The organism is Bacillus sp. REN10 (assembly GCF_016820555.1).
Lineage (GTDB): Bacteria > Bacillota > Bacilli > Bacillales > Domibacillaceae > Bacillus_CE.
Map to the genome: position 1 here is coordinate 40854 of NZ_JADHDW010000005.1, position 19268 is coordinate 60121.

The window sequence follows — 19268 nt, forward strand, 5'->3', positions numbered from 1 at the left end:
ATCAAAAAGGGGGTCGCTTCCCTGTTCACGTAGAGCAAGGTCGTTGTCACATTCACCACAAGAAAAAGCCAGTTACCGCTAACGATAACTGACTTTTCGTCTTCTACATCTCTGCTTCTTCTAAATACGTCTCCTCTTCTGTAGCTAAAATCAGGCCCAATTCATAATGTTCGCCTTGATAAAGAGACGATTGGACAAAGCGAATTTCTCCTTTAATATCAATCACCTCTAACTTGCAATACGCCGCATTTTTCTGGAGCGCAGCGTAAAATTCGGTTTCGGTGTTGACTTCGACTCCATTCGCTTTATAGACAATTTCTCCGATCTTCAGCTTCATCTTTTTCGCTGGAGAAAGCGGCAAAATACCTAAGATCATGACCCCTCTTGGCTGTGGAGTAAAGAAATAATGACGATTTTGTTCATAAGAATAATGACGCCAAGCAATCCAAATTCGCATAATGACCGCAAAAACGATGGCGCCAATCGCAAACATCGGCTGCCAGTACGCAGCAACAGCCAATAATAACGTACATACTCCAGAAGCGATAATATTTTTTCCTGTCACTTTCACCGCAAGCTCCGGCAACGTGCTTTTAATCCATTGGACGAAGCCGATTAAAAAAGGATATAAAATGAACGTATACTTTTCTGCTCCAATGGAAATGACGGGCCACCAAGAAAACGGCGCCGATAAGTCACCAGCAGGTACGACAAGAAAAACGGGAACGAGCCATAAGCGTTGAGCCACATGCACGCCCACTTGTAAACCGCGCGGACTTTGAACAAGCCGAGGAGACGTGCCTTGCCACCCTCTTTTTAAAATCAGTACACCTTCTGCTATCATCAATAAGCCCATCACAATAGCCAGCGTCAGCAAAATATGGCTGAATGATAACTGATCATACGAAATAAATGCCCACCCTAGCTGATCAGCCGACAACAAGATGACAAAAGCAAGCCCGATCGTCCAGGCAGGAGAGAGGAAGCGGAAGCCGCCCACACTTAAAATAATCGTCAGCGCTGCGATAAAATTCAATACATCTAGCGGCACTGTGAGCCCTGCTGTGATCGTGATGACTGATAACAACAAGCCAAGCAATAAACTAGAAGGCAAAATGTAGCGCACTTCATCGTAAAGATCATACACGCGTGTGTCAAAATCTTTCCGCTCTCGATTGACGCGGAACATGCCGACAACCGCCGCTAACAGAAATGAAAAATAAAAGATCGGATGAATAAACAGCCTGCCTATTCCGATCAATAACTCAAGTAACCATTCTTGTACCATCGCGTCACCAACCTTACTTTCCTATTCATTTTATTTATCATTGTACCAAAAAAAGCTTAACGATGGGGCGCTAAGCTTTTTTCTTTTGCTTCAAGCTCTTTCTTTACGGCTGTTTACTTCTTAAATAGCTAAGAGCGGCTTGAAGCTGGCGATCATTCTTTTCTTTCTTCATTTCTTCCATCCACTTCTGTTCCAAGCGGTCCGCTGTTTTCCGATCAATCACCCCTGTTTGTTCCATCCCTGCTTGAAGCTGTAGCGCACGGACCGCTTTTTCCGTCGCTTTATTAAAATAGCCATCCGTTCGCCCTGGGCCATACCCGAGCCCCTCCAACATCATTTGCGCACTTTTAATGCTGTCATTATTCATTTCCCGTTTCAGCGGCTTCTCGACTTGAAGCGGATGAGCATAAAAATAGTCTGGCTGCCGCACTTCAATATCCGGGCGAATTCCTTTTTGATGAATCCAGCGGCCTTCTGGTGTCAACCATTTATGCGTCGTCAGCTTTAAATTGCTGCCATCTCCAAGCGGCACGGGCTGTTGGACGGTTCCCTTTCCAAAAGTCGTTTCTCCAATAATTTTATAGCCTTCTGCTTCTTGCAGGGCACCAGCCAAAATTTCAGAAGCGGAGGCGCTGCCTTGGTCCGTCAATACGGCAATCGGATACGGCTTGACTTTTTCCCTTTTAGAAAAGTACGGAAGTTTCCGGCCGTTGCGGTCTTCAATTTGTAAATACGGGCGATTTTCTGTGACGAATTCCTTTAAGATCTCTTCCACGCTTAATAAAAAGCCGCCTGGGTTTCCGCGCACATCAATTAATAGCCCGTCTAGGCTTTTCTTCTCTAGCTTATTCAACTCTCGCTTAAATTCCTTCGCTGTGTCTTCTGAGAACGAGGTAATTTGAATGACGCCAATCGGTTTCCCTTGCTTCTTATTGATTTTAGCGATCACCGTTTCCAACGGGATTTCATTGCGTGTCACTTTCACATCCAGCGGTTTCGTCATTCCTGGACGGACAATGCCGATCGTAACGCTTGTCCCTTTTTTACCGCGAATTTTCTTCGTCGCTTCAAAAATGGTCAACCCGCTCACCGATTGTCCATTAATCGAAACGATTTGATCTTTTGGCTTCAATCCCGCTTTTTCAGCTGGGGAATCTTTAAACGGAGCCACGATGAGCAACTTTCCATCTTCTATGGTAATCTCTGCTCCAATCCCTCCAAAAGAAGAGTCTAACGATTCTTCAAACTGCTTCACTGTTTCAGCGTCCATATACACAGAATAAGGATCTTTTAATGAGGCGACCATCCCATCGATCGCTCCTTCAATCAGCTTCGAACGATCCACTTTAGACACGTATTGATTCCCAATCATTTCATAAGCCGTCTGCACTTTCGTCAGCTCATCCGGTACTTTATCCGATGGCGGCGGCTGTTCTATCTTCTCCTCCTTCGCATCCCAAGCAAACAGCCCAGCGTACATCCCTCCCGCTCCTGAAAAAAAAGAAGCCGCCATCGCCACAACAATCCATTTTCTTCGCACCATTTTGCCCCCTCCAATGTGGAAAGCTTCCAAAAGCTGCCTTTACAACAAGACAACCTCCCTATCCTACCCTATGAAAAAAACAGGAAAAATATGAACAAGGGGTCTGTCTCCAAAAAGGAAACAAACCCCTCTCTATCACTTATTTAAGTTCACTAACAAGCTGTTTCATCATCTCTTCATCCATTGGACCAGTGATGACTTGGTGAATCGTCCCATCGGTGTTGAGCACATACGTCGTTGGAATGGTGAAAGCCTTATATGTTTTCCCTAGGTCTCCTGTTTCATCTAGCAAAATCGGGAAAGTTAACTCATATTGTTTCGCAAAATCAGCCACTGCCTCTTTCCCTTTATCATTCTTCGTCAAGTTAACCGCAAGAATTTCCACATTGTTCTTTTCTGCTTCTGCTTCATAATACTTTTGCATATGCGGCATTTCCGCTTTACAAGGCGGACACCAAGTAGCCCAAAAATTTAGAAAGACTTTCTTCCCTTTATAATCAGATAAAGACACTTCCTTGCCTTCCGTCGTCTGAAGCGTAAAGTCCGGTGCTTTTTCTCCAATAGCAAATCCTTCTTTCCCCTGACTATCTGATGCTTTCATTCCCACATTCTCAACTTCTGTTACTTCTTGACGATCCTTCATAATATTCACCGCTGCGATCCCGACTAACAAAATCAGCAACAACAGCCCAAACCATTTTTTATCCAACATTCTTCCTCCTTAACATCACAAAATAGACAGCCATCACGCTATACGATAATCCATTCATTGAAAATAGGTTTCCTGCCCAAGATTCAAAGAGCAATTGCCACAAAGTAAAGAGCATCAGCACTTGTAACGGGCTTCTTCTAAAAAAGGCTAAAGCCGCTGCTCCACCAGCGAAACGAAAGAGATCAAGCCCTCCTGCTTGTCCATTCAGCATGGCTAGAAGCCCTTCAAAGAGCACGATCATCATGAGCCAAATCTGAATGGCATCATTCCACTGTTGCCTTGGCCATTTCCAAAAGACATATAAACAGACGATAATGAATGCAAGCCAAAATCCTTTGCCTCCACCATTAAAATATAATAAAGACATCGGTGCTTCCATGACGATGGAGAAGCTAAAGATAACGATACTAAATTTCCAAACAAGAATAAATAAAAATACCGCATTTCCATACAGATCTACGATTTTTTTCTCTTTCTTGCACCAAAGGTAGAAGCTGAGCAGCAAAAAAGCGAGAACAAAAGCAAGCTGCGAGGCGGGAACAGTGAGCGCGCCAATCGTATACCATCTCATTTTATCTTATTCTCCACGTATAAATCATGATTATTGTATCTGTTTCCTGACATATCACTCTCTCCTTCAATACCTTAGTAGGTATCATATAATAAAGAGCTCTTATCGTCCACTATGTAAAAAGTGAGCGTCCTATCAGCAGGATGCTCACTTTTTTCTTGCCTCGTTTTGTTTAGTACCAGCCGATGTAAGCAGACCCAACAATAATTAACAAAATGAACAATACAACGATTAACGCGAAGCCGCCTCCGTATCCGCAACTCATTTGCTACACCTCCCCTTTCACTTACAATTACAATTTATTCAAAAGGGAAGACTTTGCGTGGGCATTTGCCTAATATTAAAAGTTGAACGGGCAAATTTGCCTGAGCAGTCACGGATCAGCTATCTCAAAAAAAAGCTGTCTACCCACATAAAGGACAGACAACTTTTCATTTAAAAATTGACATATTTTCTTGGATCGACCGCATGGGATTTCGATGGTGTCCATGGGCCTTCATGCACTTCAAAGTGTAAATGCTGACCGAAAGAATGACCGGTATTCCCCATATATCCAATCGTTTGGCCTTTTGACACATGTCCGCTTTCGACAAGACGCTCAGACATATGCGCATAAACCGTTGTCAGCACTTGCCCATTGATGGAATGCGAAATAAAAATGACATTTCCGTAAGAAGACGAATAGTAGGAACGGCTAACGACTCCATCTGCCGCCGCCACAATCGGTACGCTCGTTTTATTTGCAATATCAATTCCTTTATGATCGCCTAAATCGCGATAGCCAAACTCTGAAGAAACACGCCCTTCAGCTGGTCTCATAAACGTACCAGATGTAACTACCGGCTTATCATCTGAACGGTTCGTTGTGGATACTTCCGGCGCAGCTGTCGAACCGCTTGAAGGAGCTGGACGTTGCTGCTCTTCTTTTGCTAACCGTTCTTTCTCAGCCGCAATTGCTTCTTTAATCGATGCATCTTGAGAAGATAGAAGAGCTTTCTCTTCTTCTAGACTTAGCTTGTCATGATGGATTTCATTTTCCTCAGAAGCCAAGGATTTCATCACCTGATCTTTGGCTGCTTTTTTCTGTTCTAATTCCGCTTTCAACGTTTCTAAACTTTGCAGCATGCCTTCAAGATTCGCTAATTTTTCTTTTACTTGTTTTTCATTTTCCTCTAGCTGGGCTTTATCTGTTTCTTGTTCTTGAAGAATTTCTTTATCGGCGTTCACTAATGTCGTCACCGCTGTAGCTCGATTGACGAAATCACCAAAGCTTTTCGCACCAAGGATGACGTCAACATAGCTGGCTGAACCGCCGCTTTTTTGCAGGGAACGTGCGCGATCATCCAAGATCACATTGCGTTCTTCAATGCGCTTCTTCAGCTCTTCAATTTCGGTTTGTAGCTTAGCAATCTCTGTTTTCGTCTGAGCAATCTTTTCTTGCTTCTCCCGAATGCTCGATTCAGCTTTCGTCACGTCATCATCTAGCTTCTTAATTTCAACAGCTAACTTGTCTTGTTGACCTTGAAGCTCATTGATTTTATTATTTTTTTCCGTGATGCTTTTCTCAAGATCTGATTGTTTATTTTGAATTTGATGCTGACGGCTCTCAAGATCTGATAATGTGGAAGCAGCTGCTTCTCCTGTTGCGCCGAATGTACCGCTCACACTGAGAGATGTCATTAATGCCACCGTAAGACCTACACGTTTCTTCAAACTGATTCTCCTCTTTCTTATATTTTCAAGAATTTGCGCACCGACATCACACTTCCCCACATGCCGATAAATGCGCCAATTAATAAAACAATGCTGCTGATTTGAAGCACGAATGGAAAATAATCAAGCATTTGCACAAGCTGTCCTTGCATATGCGTCGTAAATGCCTTCACTGCATAGTGATAACCGACCGCCACAACCGCTACCGGCAAGATCGAGCCGATCAGACCAATCCATAATCCTTCTAATAAAAAAGGCCAGCGAATAAACCAATTCGTTGCTCCTACTAATCTCATAATCTCAATTTCTTTACGACGAGCAAAAATCGTCATCTTAATCGTATTTGAAATTAAAAACATCGCGGTAAACACCAAGCCGATAATTAATACAAGTCCAATATTCCGGCCTGTCTTTAACACGTCAAATAGCTTTTCTACTTTCTGCTCCCCATACACAGCCGATTCAACCGAATCGAATGTTTCAATTTTTTTCGCTGCCTTAGGGGTATCTGTCGGGCGCTTTGTCTTGACAATAAACACATCGTAAAGTGGGTTTCTCTGCTCATATAACGCAAAGTCATCCCCTAAGTCCCGAATTAAATTATCTAACTCCTGCTCTTTAGAAGAGTAAGTGACACTCTCTACTTCAGGCAATTTTTGAATGTCATCCTTCAATAGTTGTTGATCTACTTCCTTTGCATCTAACGCAATATGAACACGCACTTCTACATCATTTTCAATGTCTGTGGCAATTTTGTTCATATTCAAAATCACAACGAGGAACACCGCAACTAACAGCAGCGTCACGGTGACGGCTGAAGACGCCGCAAAGGTCATCCAACCATTTCTCCTAAGATTCTTAAAGCTCTCGCGAAAATGACGTCGAACGGTACTAGGCTTCATAGCCATACTCACCTCGCTGTTCATCGCGGACAATCCGACCTTTATCAATAGCAATCACCCGATGGCGCAGCTTATTGACGATGTCTTTATTATGAGTCGCCATGACCACCGTTGTGCCTCTTCCGTTTATTTCCTGAAAAATACTCATAATGTCCCAAGATGTATCCAAATCGAGGTTACCTGTCGGCTCATCAGCTATCAATACTTTCGGCTTATTCACAAAAGCGCGAGCGATCGACACACGCTGCTGCTCTCCACCTGACAATTCGTTCGGAAGCATTCTCGCTTTATTCTTTAAACCGACTAGCTGCAAAGCTTCCATCACTCGTTTCTTAATATTCTCTGGGCTTTCTTCAATCACTTCTAAAGCAAATGCTACATTTTCATATACCGTTAACGTAGGCAATAGTCTGAAATCTTGAAAAACGACACCCACTTGGCGGCGAAAATAGGGAACACTGCTTTCTTTTAATACAGACAAATTCATCCCGTTGACGACAATTTTCCCGCTCGTCGGCTTTTCTTCGCGGTACATCATCTTCATAAACGTTGATTTCCCCGCACCACTTGGCCCAACTACATACACAAATTCTCCTTGTTTAATAGAAATATCAACATTGTGTATGGCAGTTACTCCATTAGGGTACTTTTTTGTCACGCCTTTCATATCTATCATACAATCACCTTAATTTTTTATTGATCTCTTGTAAATCCAGACTTATTATAACACTGAATCAAACTTTATTCAGGTTCATTTGTATTACATTTTCTTTTCGTCTGTAATAAACATGAGTATTTTTTCCTCCTATTTCTCGTATAAAAGAAGAGATACCAACATTTACCCAACATGAAATATTCGACACAATCGACAAAAAAACACCAGCTTCTTCGCTGATGTTTTCTCATTTCTTATTTTTTGCTTGCTAGCCATTTAGCAACAGCTTCCGCGTCTGCCCCTTCAACCACTTTTGGTGGCATACCGCCTTGACCATTGTTAATTACATTCAAGATTTCATCTTCGCTCAGTTTTGCACCGATTTTATCAAGTGCTGGTCCTACACTGCCTTCAAGCTTTTCTCCATGACAGCTCATACAGCTTTGGTTGTACACTTGTTCTCCATCGGCACTTGCTGTTTCTCCACCTGTTTCTTTCTCAGGCTCCGCTTTTTCATCTCCCCCACCACAAGCGGCTAGAGCCATAGATGAGCCCAACAAAAGAGCTAGTAATGACTTTTTCAGCTTCATGTTATCTCCTCCTGAGGAATAATATGATACACCTCTTTATTATAACAGACTTGTCTGCTTTTAAAACCTTCCCTAACCGCTAGGAGCACATCAATAAACGGTTAATTGTTGATATTTTGTGAACATTTGTCAATTGAGCTTCTTTTTGAAGAATGGACTTTTGACCGATGGAGCATCTTTTTCCCTATTTTGTATAATAAGAGAAAAAGAGTCAGGGACGTGTTTTCATGCTCAAAGTATTAGGGAAACTTCTTTTTGGCTATTTATTGCTGATCGCTTGCTCCATCCTATTAACTGAGATCACAGAAGCCTTACATACCGAACCATATATTTATTTCAAAGTAAGCAGGCTATCCGGTTTCATTTTCCTTGCCTATTCACTCCTGTTTGCTGTCTCTTCTTATTTACTTGTTGTTCGAGTCATCGATCAGATGAAATCGAACAATAAGAAAAAAGATCCCTCTTTTCGTTCTTTCTTATTATGGGCAGGAGGGGCTCATCTTCTTTTTCTTCCATTCGTCTATTTAGCGATGCATCATTCCATTACCATTACGGAAGAAGACATTAGAATTTCTCCTTTTTGGGATCTCGACGAAAAACGCTACAGCTGGGAAGCGGTCGATTTCGTGGAGTTAGATTACGAATACGATGAAGGCTCGCATTACGGATCTTACGGAATGTACTTCATCAACGGAGAAAGCTGGGAATTGTGGGATGATGATCGGGACGTGTTTTCGCAATTACTATTAGTCGATCAATTAGTGAAACAGAACGGCGTAGAAAAAGAACTTTGGAACAGTCCCTACTGGAGCGATATAGAAGACTGGGCTGATGGCAGTAGTGTTTACTCAACAAAAGATTTATACACATTATTTAACGAATGAACCCGTTTGCCTAAGCAAACGGGTTTTCTCATTAAATACGTGAACGCAAATACGCATTAATAAACGGAGTGATCTCTCCATCCATGACGCCTTGTACGTTTCCACTCTCTTCACTTGTTCGATGATCTTTTACCATAGAGTATGGGTGGAAGACGTAGGAGCGAATTTGGCTTCCCCAACCAATATCCTTTTGCTCGCCACGAATTTCTGCCAACTCCGCTTCTTGCTCTTCTAATTTCTTTTGGTATAATTTCGCTTTCAACATTTTCATCGCTTGTTCACGGTTTTTAATTTGTGAACGCTCAGACTGGCAAGTAACGACGACATTTGTCGGTAAATGCGTAATACGCACGGCAGAATCCGTCGTATTAATATGCTGTCCACCCGCACCACTCGCTCGGTACGTATCGATTTTAAGATCTTCTGTGCGAATGTCAATTTCAATCTCTTCATTGAATTCCGGCATTACTTCACAAGAAACGAACGACGTATGACGGCGACCCGAAGAATCAAATGGCGAGATCCGTACTAAACGATGAACGCCTTTTTCCGCTTTTAAATAGCCATACGCATTATGCCCTTTAATTAATAGCGTCACGCTCTTAATCCCCGCTTCATCTCCCGGAAGATAGTCAAGCGTCTCGACTTTATAGCCTTGTTTTTCCGCCCAGCGTGTATACATACGAAGAAGCATCGAACCCCAATCTTGTGACTCTGTTCCACCTGCCCCTGGATGAAGCTCCAAAATCGCATTATTTTTATCATGCGGCTCGCTTAATAATAGCTGGAGCTCAAAATCATTAATGCGCTTCATGAACTCTTCCATCTCTGTTTCCAGATCCGCTTGAAGTTCCGCATCCGGCTCTTCTTTCACCAACTCATGCGTCAGCTCTAAGTTCTCTTGTGCTTCAAGTAATCCATTGTACTCATTCACAATTTCCTTTAAGCCATTGGACTCATTAATGACTGCTTGTGCTGCTTGCTGATCATTCCAGAAATCAGGATGAAGCATCTCATCTTCTAGCGCCGCAATCCGTTCCTCTTTGTGTTCTAAGTCAAAGAGACCCCCTGAAGTCCGCTAATTTCTTAGCTGTTTTATCTAACTCATTACGAATCTCAAATAATTCCATACAAACACCTCATCATTTTATTGGTCTTCAAACAGGAAAAAAGACAGTGCACCCGCACAGTCATCTTTTTTCCTGTCATTATATTATGTCTATCTCAGAAATGACAACATCATTATGCCTGTTTATTCAACTTAATAAATGATCTATTTCCCAGCGCCGCAGCAGTTTTTATACTTTTTGCCGCTACCGCATGGGCACATTGCGTTTCTGCCCGTTTCTGGGGCTTTGCGAACAGGCTTTTTCTTTGTTTTGCCTTCGTCCTCTTTCGGGTTCACAGCTTGGCCTTTTGCGACTTCTTGGCGCTCTAAGTTGTTGCGGATTTCCGCCTTCATCACATATTTAGCGGCTTCTTCATTGATGGAAGCCACCATGTTTTCGAACATCGCAAAGCCTTCATTTTGGTATTCACGAAGCGGGTCGATTTGGCCGTAAGCGCGCAAATGAATTCCTTGACGCAATTGGTCCATCGCATCGATATGATTGATCCATTTCGAATCAACTGCGCGAAGAAGAACGACTTTTTCAAATTCACGCGTTTGCTCCTCGCCCATTTGCTGTTCTCTTTCATCGTAGCGCTCTTTCACTTTGGCAAAAATGAGATCAGACATTTCTCCAGCGTCCTTGCCTTGAAGGTCAGCTACCGTAAGTTCACCCTCTTGTAAAAGGTTCGCATTAACATAGTCAGCAATTCCTTGAAGGTTCCACTGATCTTCCGTTTCAGCCGGGTTCACATGCATGTTCACTACTTGATGAATAACGGTTTCAATCATGCCTTCCATGATGTCACGAAGGTTTTCAGCATCTAACACATCATCCCGCTGTTTATAAATGATTTCGCGCTGCTGGCGTAACACATCATCATATTCAAGCAGGCGTTTCCGCGCATCAAAGTTGTTGCCCTCCACCCGTTTTTGAGCGGATTCCACAGCACGGCTGACCATTTTACTTTGGATCGGCTGACTATCATCCATTCCGAGCTTTTCCATCATCGACTTCATATTGTCAGAGCCGAAGCGGCGCATTAGTTCATCTTCCATCGATAAATAAAATTGTGTCACCCCTGGGTCCCCTTGACGTCCGGAACGTCCGCGCAACTGATTATCAATCCGGCGCGACTCATGGCGCTCTGTCCCAATAACCGCTAAACCGCCAAGCTCTTTCACACCTTCGCCAAGCTTAATATCCGTTCCGCGTCCGGCCATGTTTGTCGCGATCGTTACCGCACCAGGCTGTCCTGCTTCGGTAATGATTTCAGCTTCACGTTCGTGATTTTTTGCGTTCAAAACGTTGTGAGGCACGCCGCGTTTTTTCAGCAAGCTGGAAATGAGTTCAGACGTTTCAATCGCCACTGTACCGACAAGCACTGGTTGCTTTAATTGGTAACGCTGATAAATATCCTCTACGACGGCACGGAATTTGCCTTCCATCGTCGCATAAATTAAATCTGGACGGTCATCGCGGGCAATCGGGCGGTTCGTTGGAATCGCCACAACGCGCATATTATAAATATTTCTGAATTCCTCTTCTTCCGTTTTTGCTGTACCGGTCATCCCCGATAACTTTTCATACATACGGAAGTAGTTTTGGAACGTAATCGTCGCCATCGTCATGCTTTCATTTTGAATTGGTACGCCTTCCTTCGCTTCAATCGCTTGGTGAAGCCCATCGCTGTAGCGGCGCCCTTTCATGAGACGTCCGGTAAATTGGTCAACGATGACCACCTCATCGTCTTGCACGACATAATCGACATCGCACTGCATCGTCACATGCGCTTTTAACGCTTGGTTAATATGATGGTTCAATGTCACATGCTTTAAGTCAAACAAGTTTTCAATCCCAAACGCTTTTTCCGCCTTATTGATTCCTTCTTCCGTCAATAACACGCCTTTTGTTTTCACATCGTACGTATAGTCGTCTTCTAATTTCAGCGTGCGCACAAAGCTGTTAGCATGAATATATAACTGTGTCGATTTCTGCGCTTGTCCAGAAATAATGAGCGGTGTTCTCGCTTCATCGATTAAAATCGAATCCACCTCGTCAATCACAGCAAAATGGAGCGGACGCATGACTTTATGCTCTTTATATAGCACCATATTGTCACGCAAATAATCAAAGCCAAATTCGTTATTCGTTCCATACGTGATATCCGCTTCATAGGCAGCTTTTTTCTCTTCTTTCGTTAAACTGTTCAAGTTCAATCCGACCGATAAACCGAGAAAATTGTATAATTCCCCCATTTCTGTCGCATCACGAGAAGCTAAGTATTCATTGACCGTGATAACGTGAACGCCTTTTCCAGAAAGGGCATTTAAATAGACTGGCAATGTAGCCGTTAATGTTTTCCCTTCACCCGTTTTCATCTCAGAAATGTTTCCTTCATGAAGGGCGATCCCCCCCATGATTTGCACGCGGTAAGGGAACAGACCAAGCACACGGCGAGCCCCTTCACGCACAACAGCAAACGCTTCCGTCAGTAAATCATCCAACGTTTCTCCCTTGGCATATCGCTCTTGAAACTCTATCGTTTTCGCGCGAAGCTCATCATCTGATAGTGCTTGAACGGTACTCTCTAATGCTTCTACCTTCATAGCCATCTGCTCTAGGCGCTTCACTTCACGTTTATTTGCATCAAATAATTTATTTAACAACCCCATAAAAACGCTCCTTTTACTTTCAGCAAGTTAATATATGAGCCTAAAAATCACAAAATTCCTACTTAATATTAACATTAACCCCCATCGGAAACAACCAAACGGCCTAGACAAGTAAATGAAAAAAACGCCCGATTGAGCGTTTTTCATCATTTATTGAGCAGCTTTCTTGCCTTGTTCTAAACGATCTTGCAAAATGGCTTCCATTTCTTTTGCCCGCTTCGATAGGCTCGCTGCCGTCGTTCCTAATCGTTTCGCTAAGGCTATGTTCGAATCATTTGCTTCAATAATGTTGTATGATTGTAAAAGAGAAACGAGCGCCCCCACATAAATTTCCGGCTTGCGAATCGTTGGGTTCTCTTTCTGACAATATAGATTCCATAGAAGAACGGCCGTTTGCTTACGAAGCTCTTCTACGCCTTCTTCTTGTAAAAACTCAAGCAGCATATCTGCCGTTTTGGATTGGGCTTCTTTCTCCCATTTCAGCTCGCTGTAGTCAAAAGATTCTTCCTCTTGTTGCCCGTTATTATAAATCGTAAATAAACCGTCTAGCACAAATAAAAAGTGATTGGCGACAAACGCTTGGCGATCTTCCGCTTGTTCACATTGAGATAATAGCCATTTCTCCATTCGCGCAGCCATTTCTTTTTCGAAATGGAAGTCGATCATAAAGAAGGTGTATTCTTCTTCAAACGGCAATAGTGCGCCGATAATAAACACTTCATCTAAATCCACTTTTTGACGTGCGCGAATCGCTACGTTTTCCCCTGAAAGAATGTCTTTCACTTCATATACACGGTCACGAATCGTTCCTAACTGACCGGCAATAAATCTCGGTTTTGTCCATGATTGAAACACTCGCTTCGTCCGTTCGCGTTCAATCGTTGGAGAACGGCGAGCGACAAACTTCTCAAGCACCGTCTGACCATCTTTCACCGGATGATTTAACATAAACCAAATTTCAAAAGCCACTAAAAATACTTGCGGATCTTTACGAAGCACTTCATATTTATGCAAGAGCGTTTGAAACTCTTTCTTCATCGTATGTGAGTAATTTTTCATCGAGTAATCAATTAATTCTCGCTGCAAGTTTTCTAGTTCCTCAAGCATCACACTATGAATCGCTGAACCTTCCACTTTCCCGCAGCATTTTTTATATTTCTTTCCACTTCCACATGGACATGGTTCGTTCCGTCCAATTGACATCAATGTCACTCCTTCTCTACATCACAAAAACTTTAGCACTTGTTCTATCTTACCATGCCCTGTCAACTTGATACAGCCAAGCAAACCTCGAAAACCAAAAACGCTTGCAAAGTTAACCTCTGCAAGCGTCTTGATCATTAGTTTGTTTCAATTAAACCGTATTTGCCATCTTTACGTTTATACACGATATTTGTGCTGTTGCTCTCTGCATCTGTATAAATAAAGAAGTTATGACCGAGAAGGTTCATTTGTAAAACCGCTTCTTCAGAATCCATTGGTTTTAAATCGAATTGCTTTGTACGAACAATCGCTAGTTCATCTGTGTCTTCTTCTACTTCAGCCGCTGCTGTTTCATTCATCGCGATCGCAAAGTAATCTTGCGGCTCACCTTTTTCACGGAACTTGCGATTGACTTTTGTTTTATGCTTACGAATTTGACGCTCTAATTTATCAACAATTAAGTCGATGCCAGCGTACATATCTGCGTTGCGCTCTTCTGCGCGAAGGACAAGATTTTTCATCGGAATTGTTACTTCCACTTTTGCGCTTCTATCAGAATAAACTTTCAAGTTTACATGCACAGTAGCATTTGGTGTTTCGTTAAAATAACGCTCTAGCTTCCCAATCTTTTTCTCGACGTATTCACGAATCGCCGGAGTTACCTCAATGTTTTCACCACGAATGTTGTAATCCATCATGCGAACTCCTCCTTAACTTGTAGCTATGTATATATATTTCTTCATCTCTTGAAAAATTCCTGCTAAATCTCGAAAAAAAATTTGTCAAAATTTTGACATCCATAGTGAAATTTGTCTCTTGAATGCGAGACCACACTTGACATCTTCTTCCTCGTTTTCAAACGTAAAAACACCTACTATTTAGCTGAAAAAATAAGAGAAGCAACGAACGGCTCAATTAAAAAAAGGCTTTGCACTGACAACTGCGCAAAGCCTTTTCTTAGATCAAATCACCTACATATTGTTTGCGGCGAAACTTCAGCGCCTCCGCCCAATCCATCTGTAAGCGAAGCAATAGCTCCTCCGCTTCCTGCAACAATTCTTGATTGCTTTCAATGTTCGCCCGAATTAACAGCCGATTGATGTAGCCATACACGGAAATCAGCCGTTCTCCTTCCTCCGTCTTGTGATTGATAAAGGGAATAAGCGAAAGCACATAAGCTTGTCCTTGAGCGAGACTTTCATTCCGCTTAGCCCGATCTTCTTTATGAATCGCCGCTTTTCCTTTTTTCACTTCCTTGATCGCCTCTTGCAGCAAGGAAATCATCTGCTCTTCAGGCGCCGCTGTTTGCTCGCTCATTTGCTTATATTGCTGATGAGCTTTTTGTTGTTCCTTCATAGATTCCCCTGCCTTTCTTATGTTTGATATCGGATTTTTTTCAATAAAATTCAGCACTTTTCATCAAATTTTGGGAAAAAACGACGATATAAAGAGGGAAAATGATTATTGTAGAAAAGAGGTGAGATCAATGAAAATCCATAATCAAGCGATGGTCGCATTCTCTGTGACCCGCTATCAAAAAAATGATCGCATCATGGAGAAAACGATGGACAAATTGTCATCGGGTAACGCGATTCGCCGAGCAAGCGATAACGCAGCCGGCCTTGCCGTATCCGAAACAATGCGTGCCCAAGTGAGAGGGCTATCACAAGCACAGCGCAATATGCAAGATGGTCTATCCGTTTTACAAGCAGCCAATGAAGGATTAAATAATGTCAACGGCTTATTGCAAAGAGGACGAGAGCTAGCTGTGATGAGTGCCAATGGAACACTAACAGATGAGGATCGAAAAGCAAGCCAAGAGGAATTAGACCAACTGATGGCCAGCATCAATGACACAGCCACGAAATTAGAATTCAACACGAAGAAAATTTTAGGCGAAAATGCCCCGCTCGTGTTAATGGTCGGCGCTAATCCGGGACAGAAAATTTCTATCGACCTTATGGATACAAGCACCACCGCCTTGAACTTAGACAACATCTCCATTTCAACGCAAGAGAGCGCCCATGATTTAATTCAGCGATTGGATCAAGCCATTGTTCAAACAACGGGGAATTTAACGAAGATTGGTTCCTACTATGAAGCGATTGAGCATCATATGGCGAATACGATGGTGAATGAGGCTAATTTAACCTCTTCTTTATCCAAAATTGCAGATACCGATATGGCAAAGGAAATGATGAATCACGTCAGTTTAGATATTCGCAAAAACAGTGACCAGCTCATCGTTTCTCACATTAATCAATCGGTTGGAGAAGTGCTTCAGTTATTTAGAAAATAGAAAAGAGCCGCTCGATTTGGAGCGGCTCTTTTCCTTAATTTTTCTTGTCATAAAATACTCCATCCGTTTGCGTAGAAGCATAGGGATTGGTGTATTTCCCCATAGAATGTTTCTTCTTCTTTAATCCATTCATATCCTTTTGAATGTCTTCTTGAAGCTTATTTAAAAAGGCATCAATAGTGACATTCCATTGAACGATTTGCTGGCCAAGCTGCTGCTCCACTTCATTAAACGGAGGCTGTAGTCTCGATAACAACACTTGACGCTGTTGTAATAACTCTTCTACACGCGCAATCAACTCATCGCGATCGGCTAGTGGTTTGTCAACTAATTGATACAATTGTTCTGTTACATCATACATTGCTTGAACAGTGGACATTAAGCCTGTCCACCTTTTCCGCCATGCTGCAGCTGTCGATTCTTCTGAATCACTTCTTTCCACGTATCACGGAATTCCGTCACAAATCCTTCCACTTCTTCTAAAATAGCAGGATCATTCTTTACATTCGCTTCCATGAGACGGCGGTTCAAATAATCATACAAGGATAGTAAGTTCTGCGACATAGCTACTTCCATATTGAGTGTCACCATGAGCTCTTGAATAATCGCTTGCGCTTTTTGGATATTCGTATTTTTGGCTTCAATATTTTTTTCAGCGATTGCCTTTTTCGCCTGATGAATAAACTTGAGGCAGCCGTTATATAACATTAGCGTCAGCTCCCCAGGGGAAGCTGTCGTCACAGAATTATTAGAATATGTTTGATAAGGATTTTTCATTGCCATGAAAAAAATACATCTCCTTCATTTAATTACTTAAAGTAGTTCATAAGTGACATGGACTGCTCATTCGAACGTTGAATCGCTTTTTCCATCGCTGAGAATTGGCGCCAGTAGCGATCTTCTGTTTGAATTAATTTGCGTTCAAAACGTGAAATTTGATCATCTAAATTAATTAATGTTTTTCCGATTGCAAATGTATTGTTGACGCTAGAAGCACTTCCCGCTTTTTGTTCCACTGATTTTCTTGTGCCATCAATCGTTGCTCTCAGTCTTCTCGCTAACCCTTTCTCTGCATCGGTTGGCCCATCATTTGCAAATAATTTATAAATCGCATTCGGATCTTTGGCGATTGCCTCTTTTAATTTCTTATCATCAATCACAAGCTTACCTTTTTCTAAATAATTCTTCGATGTGGTAATGCCGATGTCAGATAGCTGATTAAATTCTGCAGGCAGACCTGATACAGGGCTCGATAAATTAAAGCGCATTTTATTCATGCCTGATGTTAATGCAGAATCGCCACGCAATGTTCCACTGCGCGCCTTTTCTTCCCACAGCTCCGCTTCTTTATCAGACATGGCTTCCCGCTGCTCTTTCGTTAACGGCTGATAACTGCGGTAGCGCTTTTCATCCAATTCTTCATTCACTTTAGCGATTAATTCATTATACTTATCCACAAAGCCCTTGATCGTATCATACACTTTATCCACATCTGTCGCGGAAGTGAAGTTCGTTGTTCCCTTCGCTTTCAGTGAGTATTCGACGCCGCCGATTGTGAAGGTGTTAGTGGAGCGTTGGGTTTCTAGGCCGTTTAGTGTGAATTGGGCGTTGGAGCCGAGTTGGTTATTATCCAAATAAACTTGATTTCCATTATCCAAAATAGGGGTTCCGTCAGCATTCTTAGCTGGGACCTTGTCAGTATTTTTGGAAGATAGGTTTAACTTTGCAAACAAACCGTCTGTTGTAACTGAATCAGTTAATTCAATCTCTGCAACATCGTTACCATTTTCATCTTTTGCATCACCTGTATTTTTAGCCGTCATTGAAACTTTTCCTGTAAAACTATCATAAAACATCGTGACGCCTGTTTGTTCGTTAATTTTTTTCATTACATCATTTAAAGACTCTTTTGTTGGATCAAATGTAATTTCCACTGCCTCTTTCGCAAGCTTACCATCTTTACCAATCGCATTGATTGTAACCTTTGTATCTGTAATACCTAAATCAGATAGCTTTGCCTCCGGGTTAATCGTCACCCCAGCACTACTTGTCATCCTCGCCGCCGTCGCTAATCCTTTCACTTCCAACGTCCCCTGAAAATCCGTCGTAGAGCTAAGGTTTCTAATTGATGCCACGGACTCATCAGATAAGTTCACCTTTTTTTGAATATAGTTCGCTTGTTTCATCACGCCGTCAAAGATTTGTTGGCTGAAGTCAAACATCGTTTTGTTCATGCTGCGGTAGTCATCGCGCTGCCATTCTAAAAATTGCTTTCTTTGATGAAGCTTATCGACTTTCATTCTTTCCGCTTTCATTAAGTCTTTGACCATTGTATCTATGTCCATACCGCTTGCTAATCCGCCAATTCGCATCAAAAATGCCTCCTTAAATCTTTTTATCTACTAAAATCCCTATATGTTCTGTCATCGCTGCGTACATATCTAATACTTTTTTCGATGGAATTTCCCGAATCACTTCTTGCGTGACGTCATCAACCATCGTTACATAATATTCTTCTAATTCATCATGAAATTCAAATTTCACATGTAAGGTGGAAGGCTTCAAGAATTCATTCATCCCTTGAATTATTCTCTCCATCTCCGCTTTGGAAGGCTGTTTTTGAACCTCCTCTACTTCTTTCGCTACTTCTGTTTCCCGTTGTTGCAGGGGAGGAGTCACCGACTTTATCACTTGGTTGGACGCTCCTAGCTTATCAATCATCTCCTATCGCTCCCTCCGGAAAATATCTCTATCTCTTATATCGGAAGCTGCATCATGATATTAACAGGAAAAGCGAAAACAGTTCATTTTTCCTTGATGGCACTTGAAACTTTCTTGCTTTTCGTTCGTATCATTTTAGTAAGAAAGGGGAGAGCATGATGGACAGAAAAGGATGTATCAAATGCGGCAGTACGAACGCCGGACAAAAAGAAGTGGCGATGACGGGTACGGGCTTATCGAAAATGTTTGATATTCAAAAGAATCAATTCATTGTTGTCTATTGCAAAAAATGCGGCTACTCTGAGTTTTACAATAAAGAAGCATCGACAGCTTCTAACGTCTTGGATTTCTTTTTTGGCTAATCCAAAAACGCGCTGGCATCATGATGCCAGCGCACTTTTTT

The 19268-nt window shown here is 42.2% G+C and carries 21 protein-coding genes; 3 read left to right on the top strand and 18 right to left on the bottom strand.

Annotated elements, in window-relative coordinates; genetic code table 11:
* Positions 1–103: 103 nt before the first annotated feature.
* The 9 genes from IRB43_RS09520 to cccB all read right to left on the bottom strand — a co-directional run bounded on the left by IRB43_RS09520 (position 104) and on the right by cccB (position 7968).
* Positions 104–1288 carry a PDZ domain-containing protein gene (locus tag IRB43_RS09520; RefSeq protein WP_203363241.1) on the bottom strand — a complete coding sequence of 395 codons (1185 nt, stop codon included), beginning with the start codon at positions 1286–1288 and terminating at the stop codon, positions 104–106.
* 103 nt (positions 1289–1391) lie between these two features.
* Positions 1392–2828, bottom strand: a complete 1437-nt coding sequence (locus IRB43_RS09525; RefSeq protein WP_481748134.1) for a S41 family peptidase — start codon at positions 2826–2828, stop codon at positions 1392–1394.
* A 142-nt stretch (positions 2829–2970) separates the two neighbouring features.
* A complete protein-coding gene (locus IRB43_RS09530; protein ID WP_203363242.1) occupies positions 2971–3540 on the bottom strand; it encodes a peroxiredoxin family protein in 570 nt (189 codons plus the stop codon).
* Positions 3533–4114 (bottom strand): hypothetical protein, encoded by a 582-nt coding sequence (locus tag IRB43_RS09535; RefSeq protein WP_203363243.1) that lies wholly within the window; start codon positions 4112–4114, stop codon positions 3533–3535. The genes IRB43_RS09530 and IRB43_RS09535 overlap by 8 nt, the downstream gene beginning before the upstream one ends.
* A 172-nt stretch (positions 4115–4286) precedes the next feature.
* The gene (locus tag IRB43_RS09540) at positions 4287–4379 is read right to left on the bottom strand and encodes a YjcZ family sporulation protein (protein ID WP_203363244.1); all 93 of its coding nucleotides are present in this window, start codon (positions 4377–4379) and stop codon (positions 4287–4289) included.
* A 170-nt stretch (positions 4380–4549) separates the two neighbouring features.
* Positions 4550–5827, bottom strand: a complete 1278-nt coding sequence (locus IRB43_RS09545; protein WP_238941932.1) for a murein hydrolase activator EnvC family protein — start codon at positions 5825–5827, stop codon at positions 4550–4552.
* A gap of 17 nt (positions 5828–5844) precedes the next feature.
* Positions 5845–6729: a permease-like cell division protein FtsX gene (gene ftsX / locus IRB43_RS09550; protein ID WP_203363245.1), complete on the bottom strand. Its 885-nt coding sequence runs from the start codon at positions 6727–6729 to the stop codon at positions 5845–5847.
* Entirely contained in the window at positions 6719–7405 is a 687-nt protein-coding gene (gene ftsE, locus IRB43_RS09555; RefSeq protein ID WP_203363246.1) for a cell division ATP-binding protein FtsE, read from the bottom strand. The genes ftsX and ftsE overlap by 11 nt, the downstream gene beginning before the upstream one ends.
* Before the next feature lie 233 nt (positions 7406–7638).
* A complete protein-coding gene (gene cccB / locus IRB43_RS09560) occupies positions 7639–7968 on the bottom strand; it encodes a cytochrome c551 (RefSeq protein WP_203363391.1) in 330 nt (109 codons plus the stop codon).
* A gap of 233 nt (positions 7969–8201) precedes the next feature.
* Between cccB and IRB43_RS09565 the strand changes: the two genes are divergently transcribed.
* Positions 8202–8858 carry a hypothetical protein gene (locus tag IRB43_RS09565; RefSeq protein ID WP_203363247.1) on the top strand — a complete coding sequence of 219 codons (657 nt, stop codon included), beginning with the start codon at positions 8202–8204 and terminating at the stop codon, positions 8856–8858.
* Between the two features lie 31 nt (positions 8859–8889).
* Here the strand turns inward: IRB43_RS09565 and prfB are convergent.
* The 5 genes from prfB to IRB43_RS09590 all read right to left on the bottom strand — a co-directional run bounded on the left by prfB (position 8890) and on the right by IRB43_RS09590 (position 15201).
* Positions 8890–9988, bottom strand: a protein-coding gene (gene prfB, locus IRB43_RS09570) for a peptide chain release factor 2 (RefSeq protein ID WP_203363248.1) whose coding sequence is annotated in 2 segments (ribosomal slippage) — positions 8890–9915 and positions 9917–9988 — 1098 coding nt in all. Because the reading frame shifts where the segments join, the coding sequence is not laid out codon by codon here.
* Between the two features lie 143 nt (positions 9989–10131).
* Positions 10132–12642, bottom strand: coding sequence for a preprotein translocase subunit SecA (secA, locus tag IRB43_RS09575; RefSeq protein ID WP_203363249.1), 2511 nt, complete (start codon positions 12640–12642; stop codon positions 10132–10134).
* A 150-nt stretch (positions 12643–12792) separates the two neighbouring features.
* The gene (locus tag IRB43_RS09580) at positions 12793–13845 is read right to left on the bottom strand and encodes an SEC-C metal-binding domain-containing protein (protein ID WP_203363250.1); all 1053 of its coding nucleotides are present in this window, start codon (positions 13843–13845) and stop codon (positions 12793–12795) included.
* Between the two features lie 137 nt (positions 13846–13982).
* The gene (gene hpf / locus IRB43_RS09585) at positions 13983–14543 is read right to left on the bottom strand and encodes a ribosome hibernation-promoting factor, HPF/YfiA family (RefSeq protein WP_203363251.1); all 561 of its coding nucleotides are present in this window, start codon (positions 14541–14543) and stop codon (positions 13983–13985) included.
* A gap of 259 nt (positions 14544–14802) precedes the next feature.
* Positions 14803–15201 carry a flagellar export chaperone FliS gene (locus tag IRB43_RS09590; RefSeq protein WP_203363252.1) on the bottom strand — a complete coding sequence of 133 codons (399 nt, stop codon included), beginning with the start codon at positions 15199–15201 and terminating at the stop codon, positions 14803–14805.
* Between the two features lie 130 nt (positions 15202–15331).
* On the opposite strand from IRB43_RS09590, the gene IRB43_RS09595 reads away from it, so the two are divergent.
* Positions 15332–16144: a flagellin N-terminal helical domain-containing protein gene (locus tag IRB43_RS09595; protein WP_203363253.1), complete on the top strand. Its 813-nt coding sequence runs from the start codon at positions 15332–15334 to the stop codon at positions 16142–16144.
* A gap of 34 nt (positions 16145–16178) precedes the next feature.
* On the opposite strand, the gene fliT is transcribed toward IRB43_RS09595, so the two are convergent.
* The 4 genes from fliT to flaG are packed head-to-tail and all read right to left on the bottom strand — an operon-like array spanning position 16179 to position 18865.
* Entirely contained in the window at positions 16179–16523 is a 345-nt protein-coding gene (fliT, locus tag IRB43_RS09600) for a flagellar protein FliT (RefSeq protein WP_203363254.1), read from the bottom strand.
* A complete protein-coding gene (gene fliS, locus IRB43_RS09605; RefSeq protein WP_203363255.1) occupies positions 16523–16927 on the bottom strand; it encodes a flagellar export chaperone FliS in 405 nt (134 codons plus the stop codon). The genes fliT and fliS overlap by 1 nt, the downstream gene beginning before the upstream one ends.
* Before the next feature lie 26 nt (positions 16928–16953).
* Entirely contained in the window at positions 16954–18516 is a 1563-nt protein-coding gene (locus IRB43_RS09610; RefSeq protein WP_203363256.1) for a flagellar hook-associated protein 2, read from the bottom strand.
* A 13-nt stretch (positions 18517–18529) separates the two neighbouring features.
* Entirely contained in the window at positions 18530–18865 is a 336-nt protein-coding gene (gene flaG / locus IRB43_RS09615) for a flagellar protein FlaG (protein WP_203363257.1), read from the bottom strand.
* A gap of 158 nt (positions 18866–19023) precedes the next feature.
* Between flaG and IRB43_RS09620 the strand changes: the two genes are divergently transcribed.
* Positions 19024–19227, top strand: a complete 204-nt coding sequence (locus IRB43_RS09620) for a zinc ribbon domain-containing protein (protein ID WP_203363392.1) — start codon at positions 19024–19026, stop codon at positions 19225–19227.
* The last annotated feature ends 41 nt before the right edge of the window (positions 19228–19268 follow it).

Bases quoted from the DNA above. Each gene is read 5' to 3' on its own strand.
- IRB43_RS09520 (WP_203363241.1), bottom strand. From the start codon at position 1,288: ATGGTACAAGAATGGTTACTTGAGTTATTGATCGGAATAGGCAGGCTG.
- IRB43_RS09535 (WP_203363243.1), bottom strand. From the start codon at position 4,114: ATGAGATGGTATACGATTGGCGCGCTCACTGTTCCCGCCTCGCAGCTT.
- IRB43_RS09540 (WP_203363244.1), bottom strand. From the start codon at position 4,379: ATGAGTTGCGGATACGGAGGCGGCTTCGCGTTAATCGTTGTATTGTTC.
- ftsX (WP_203363245.1), bottom strand. From the start codon at position 6,729: ATGAAGCCTAGTACCGTTCGACGTCATTTTCGCGAGAGCTTTAAGAAT.
- ftsE (WP_203363246.1), bottom strand. From the start codon at position 7,405: ATGATAGATATGAAAGGCGTGACAAAAAAGTACCCTAATGGAGTAACT.
- IRB43_RS09565 (WP_203363247.1), top strand. From the start codon at position 8,202: ATGCTCAAAGTATTAGGGAAACTTCTTTTTGGCTATTTATTGCTGATC.
- secA (WP_203363249.1), bottom strand. From the start codon at position 12,642: ATGGGGTTGTTAAATAAATTATTTGATGCAAATAAACGTGAAGTGAAG.
- IRB43_RS09580 (WP_203363250.1), bottom strand. From the start codon at position 13,845: ATGTCAATTGGACGGAACGAACCATGTCCATGTGGAAGTGGAAAGAAA.
- hpf (WP_203363251.1), bottom strand. From the start codon at position 14,543: ATGATGGATTACAACATTCGTGGTGAAAACATTGAGGTAACTCCGGCG.
- IRB43_RS09590 (WP_203363252.1), bottom strand. From the start codon at position 15,201: ATGAAGGAACAACAAAAAGCTCATCAGCAATATAAGCAAATGAGCGAG.
- IRB43_RS09595 (WP_203363253.1), top strand. From the start codon at position 15,332: ATGAAAATCCATAATCAAGCGATGGTCGCATTCTCTGTGACCCGCTAT.
- fliT (WP_203363254.1), bottom strand. From the start codon at position 16,523: ATGTCCACTGTTCAAGCAATGTATGATGTAACAGAACAATTGTATCAA.
- fliS (WP_203363255.1), bottom strand. From the start codon at position 16,927: ATGGCAATGAAAAATCCTTATCAAACATATTCTAATAATTCTGTGACG.
- IRB43_RS09610 (WP_203363256.1), bottom strand. From the start codon at position 18,516: ATGCGAATTGGCGGATTAGCAAGCGGTATGGACATAGATACAATGGTC.
- flaG (WP_203363257.1), bottom strand. From the start codon at position 18,865: ATGATTGATAAGCTAGGAGCGTCCAACCAAGTGATAAAGTCGGTGACT.
- IRB43_RS09620 (WP_203363392.1), top strand. From the start codon at position 19,024: ATGGACAGAAAAGGATGTATCAAATGCGGCAGTACGAACGCCGGACAA.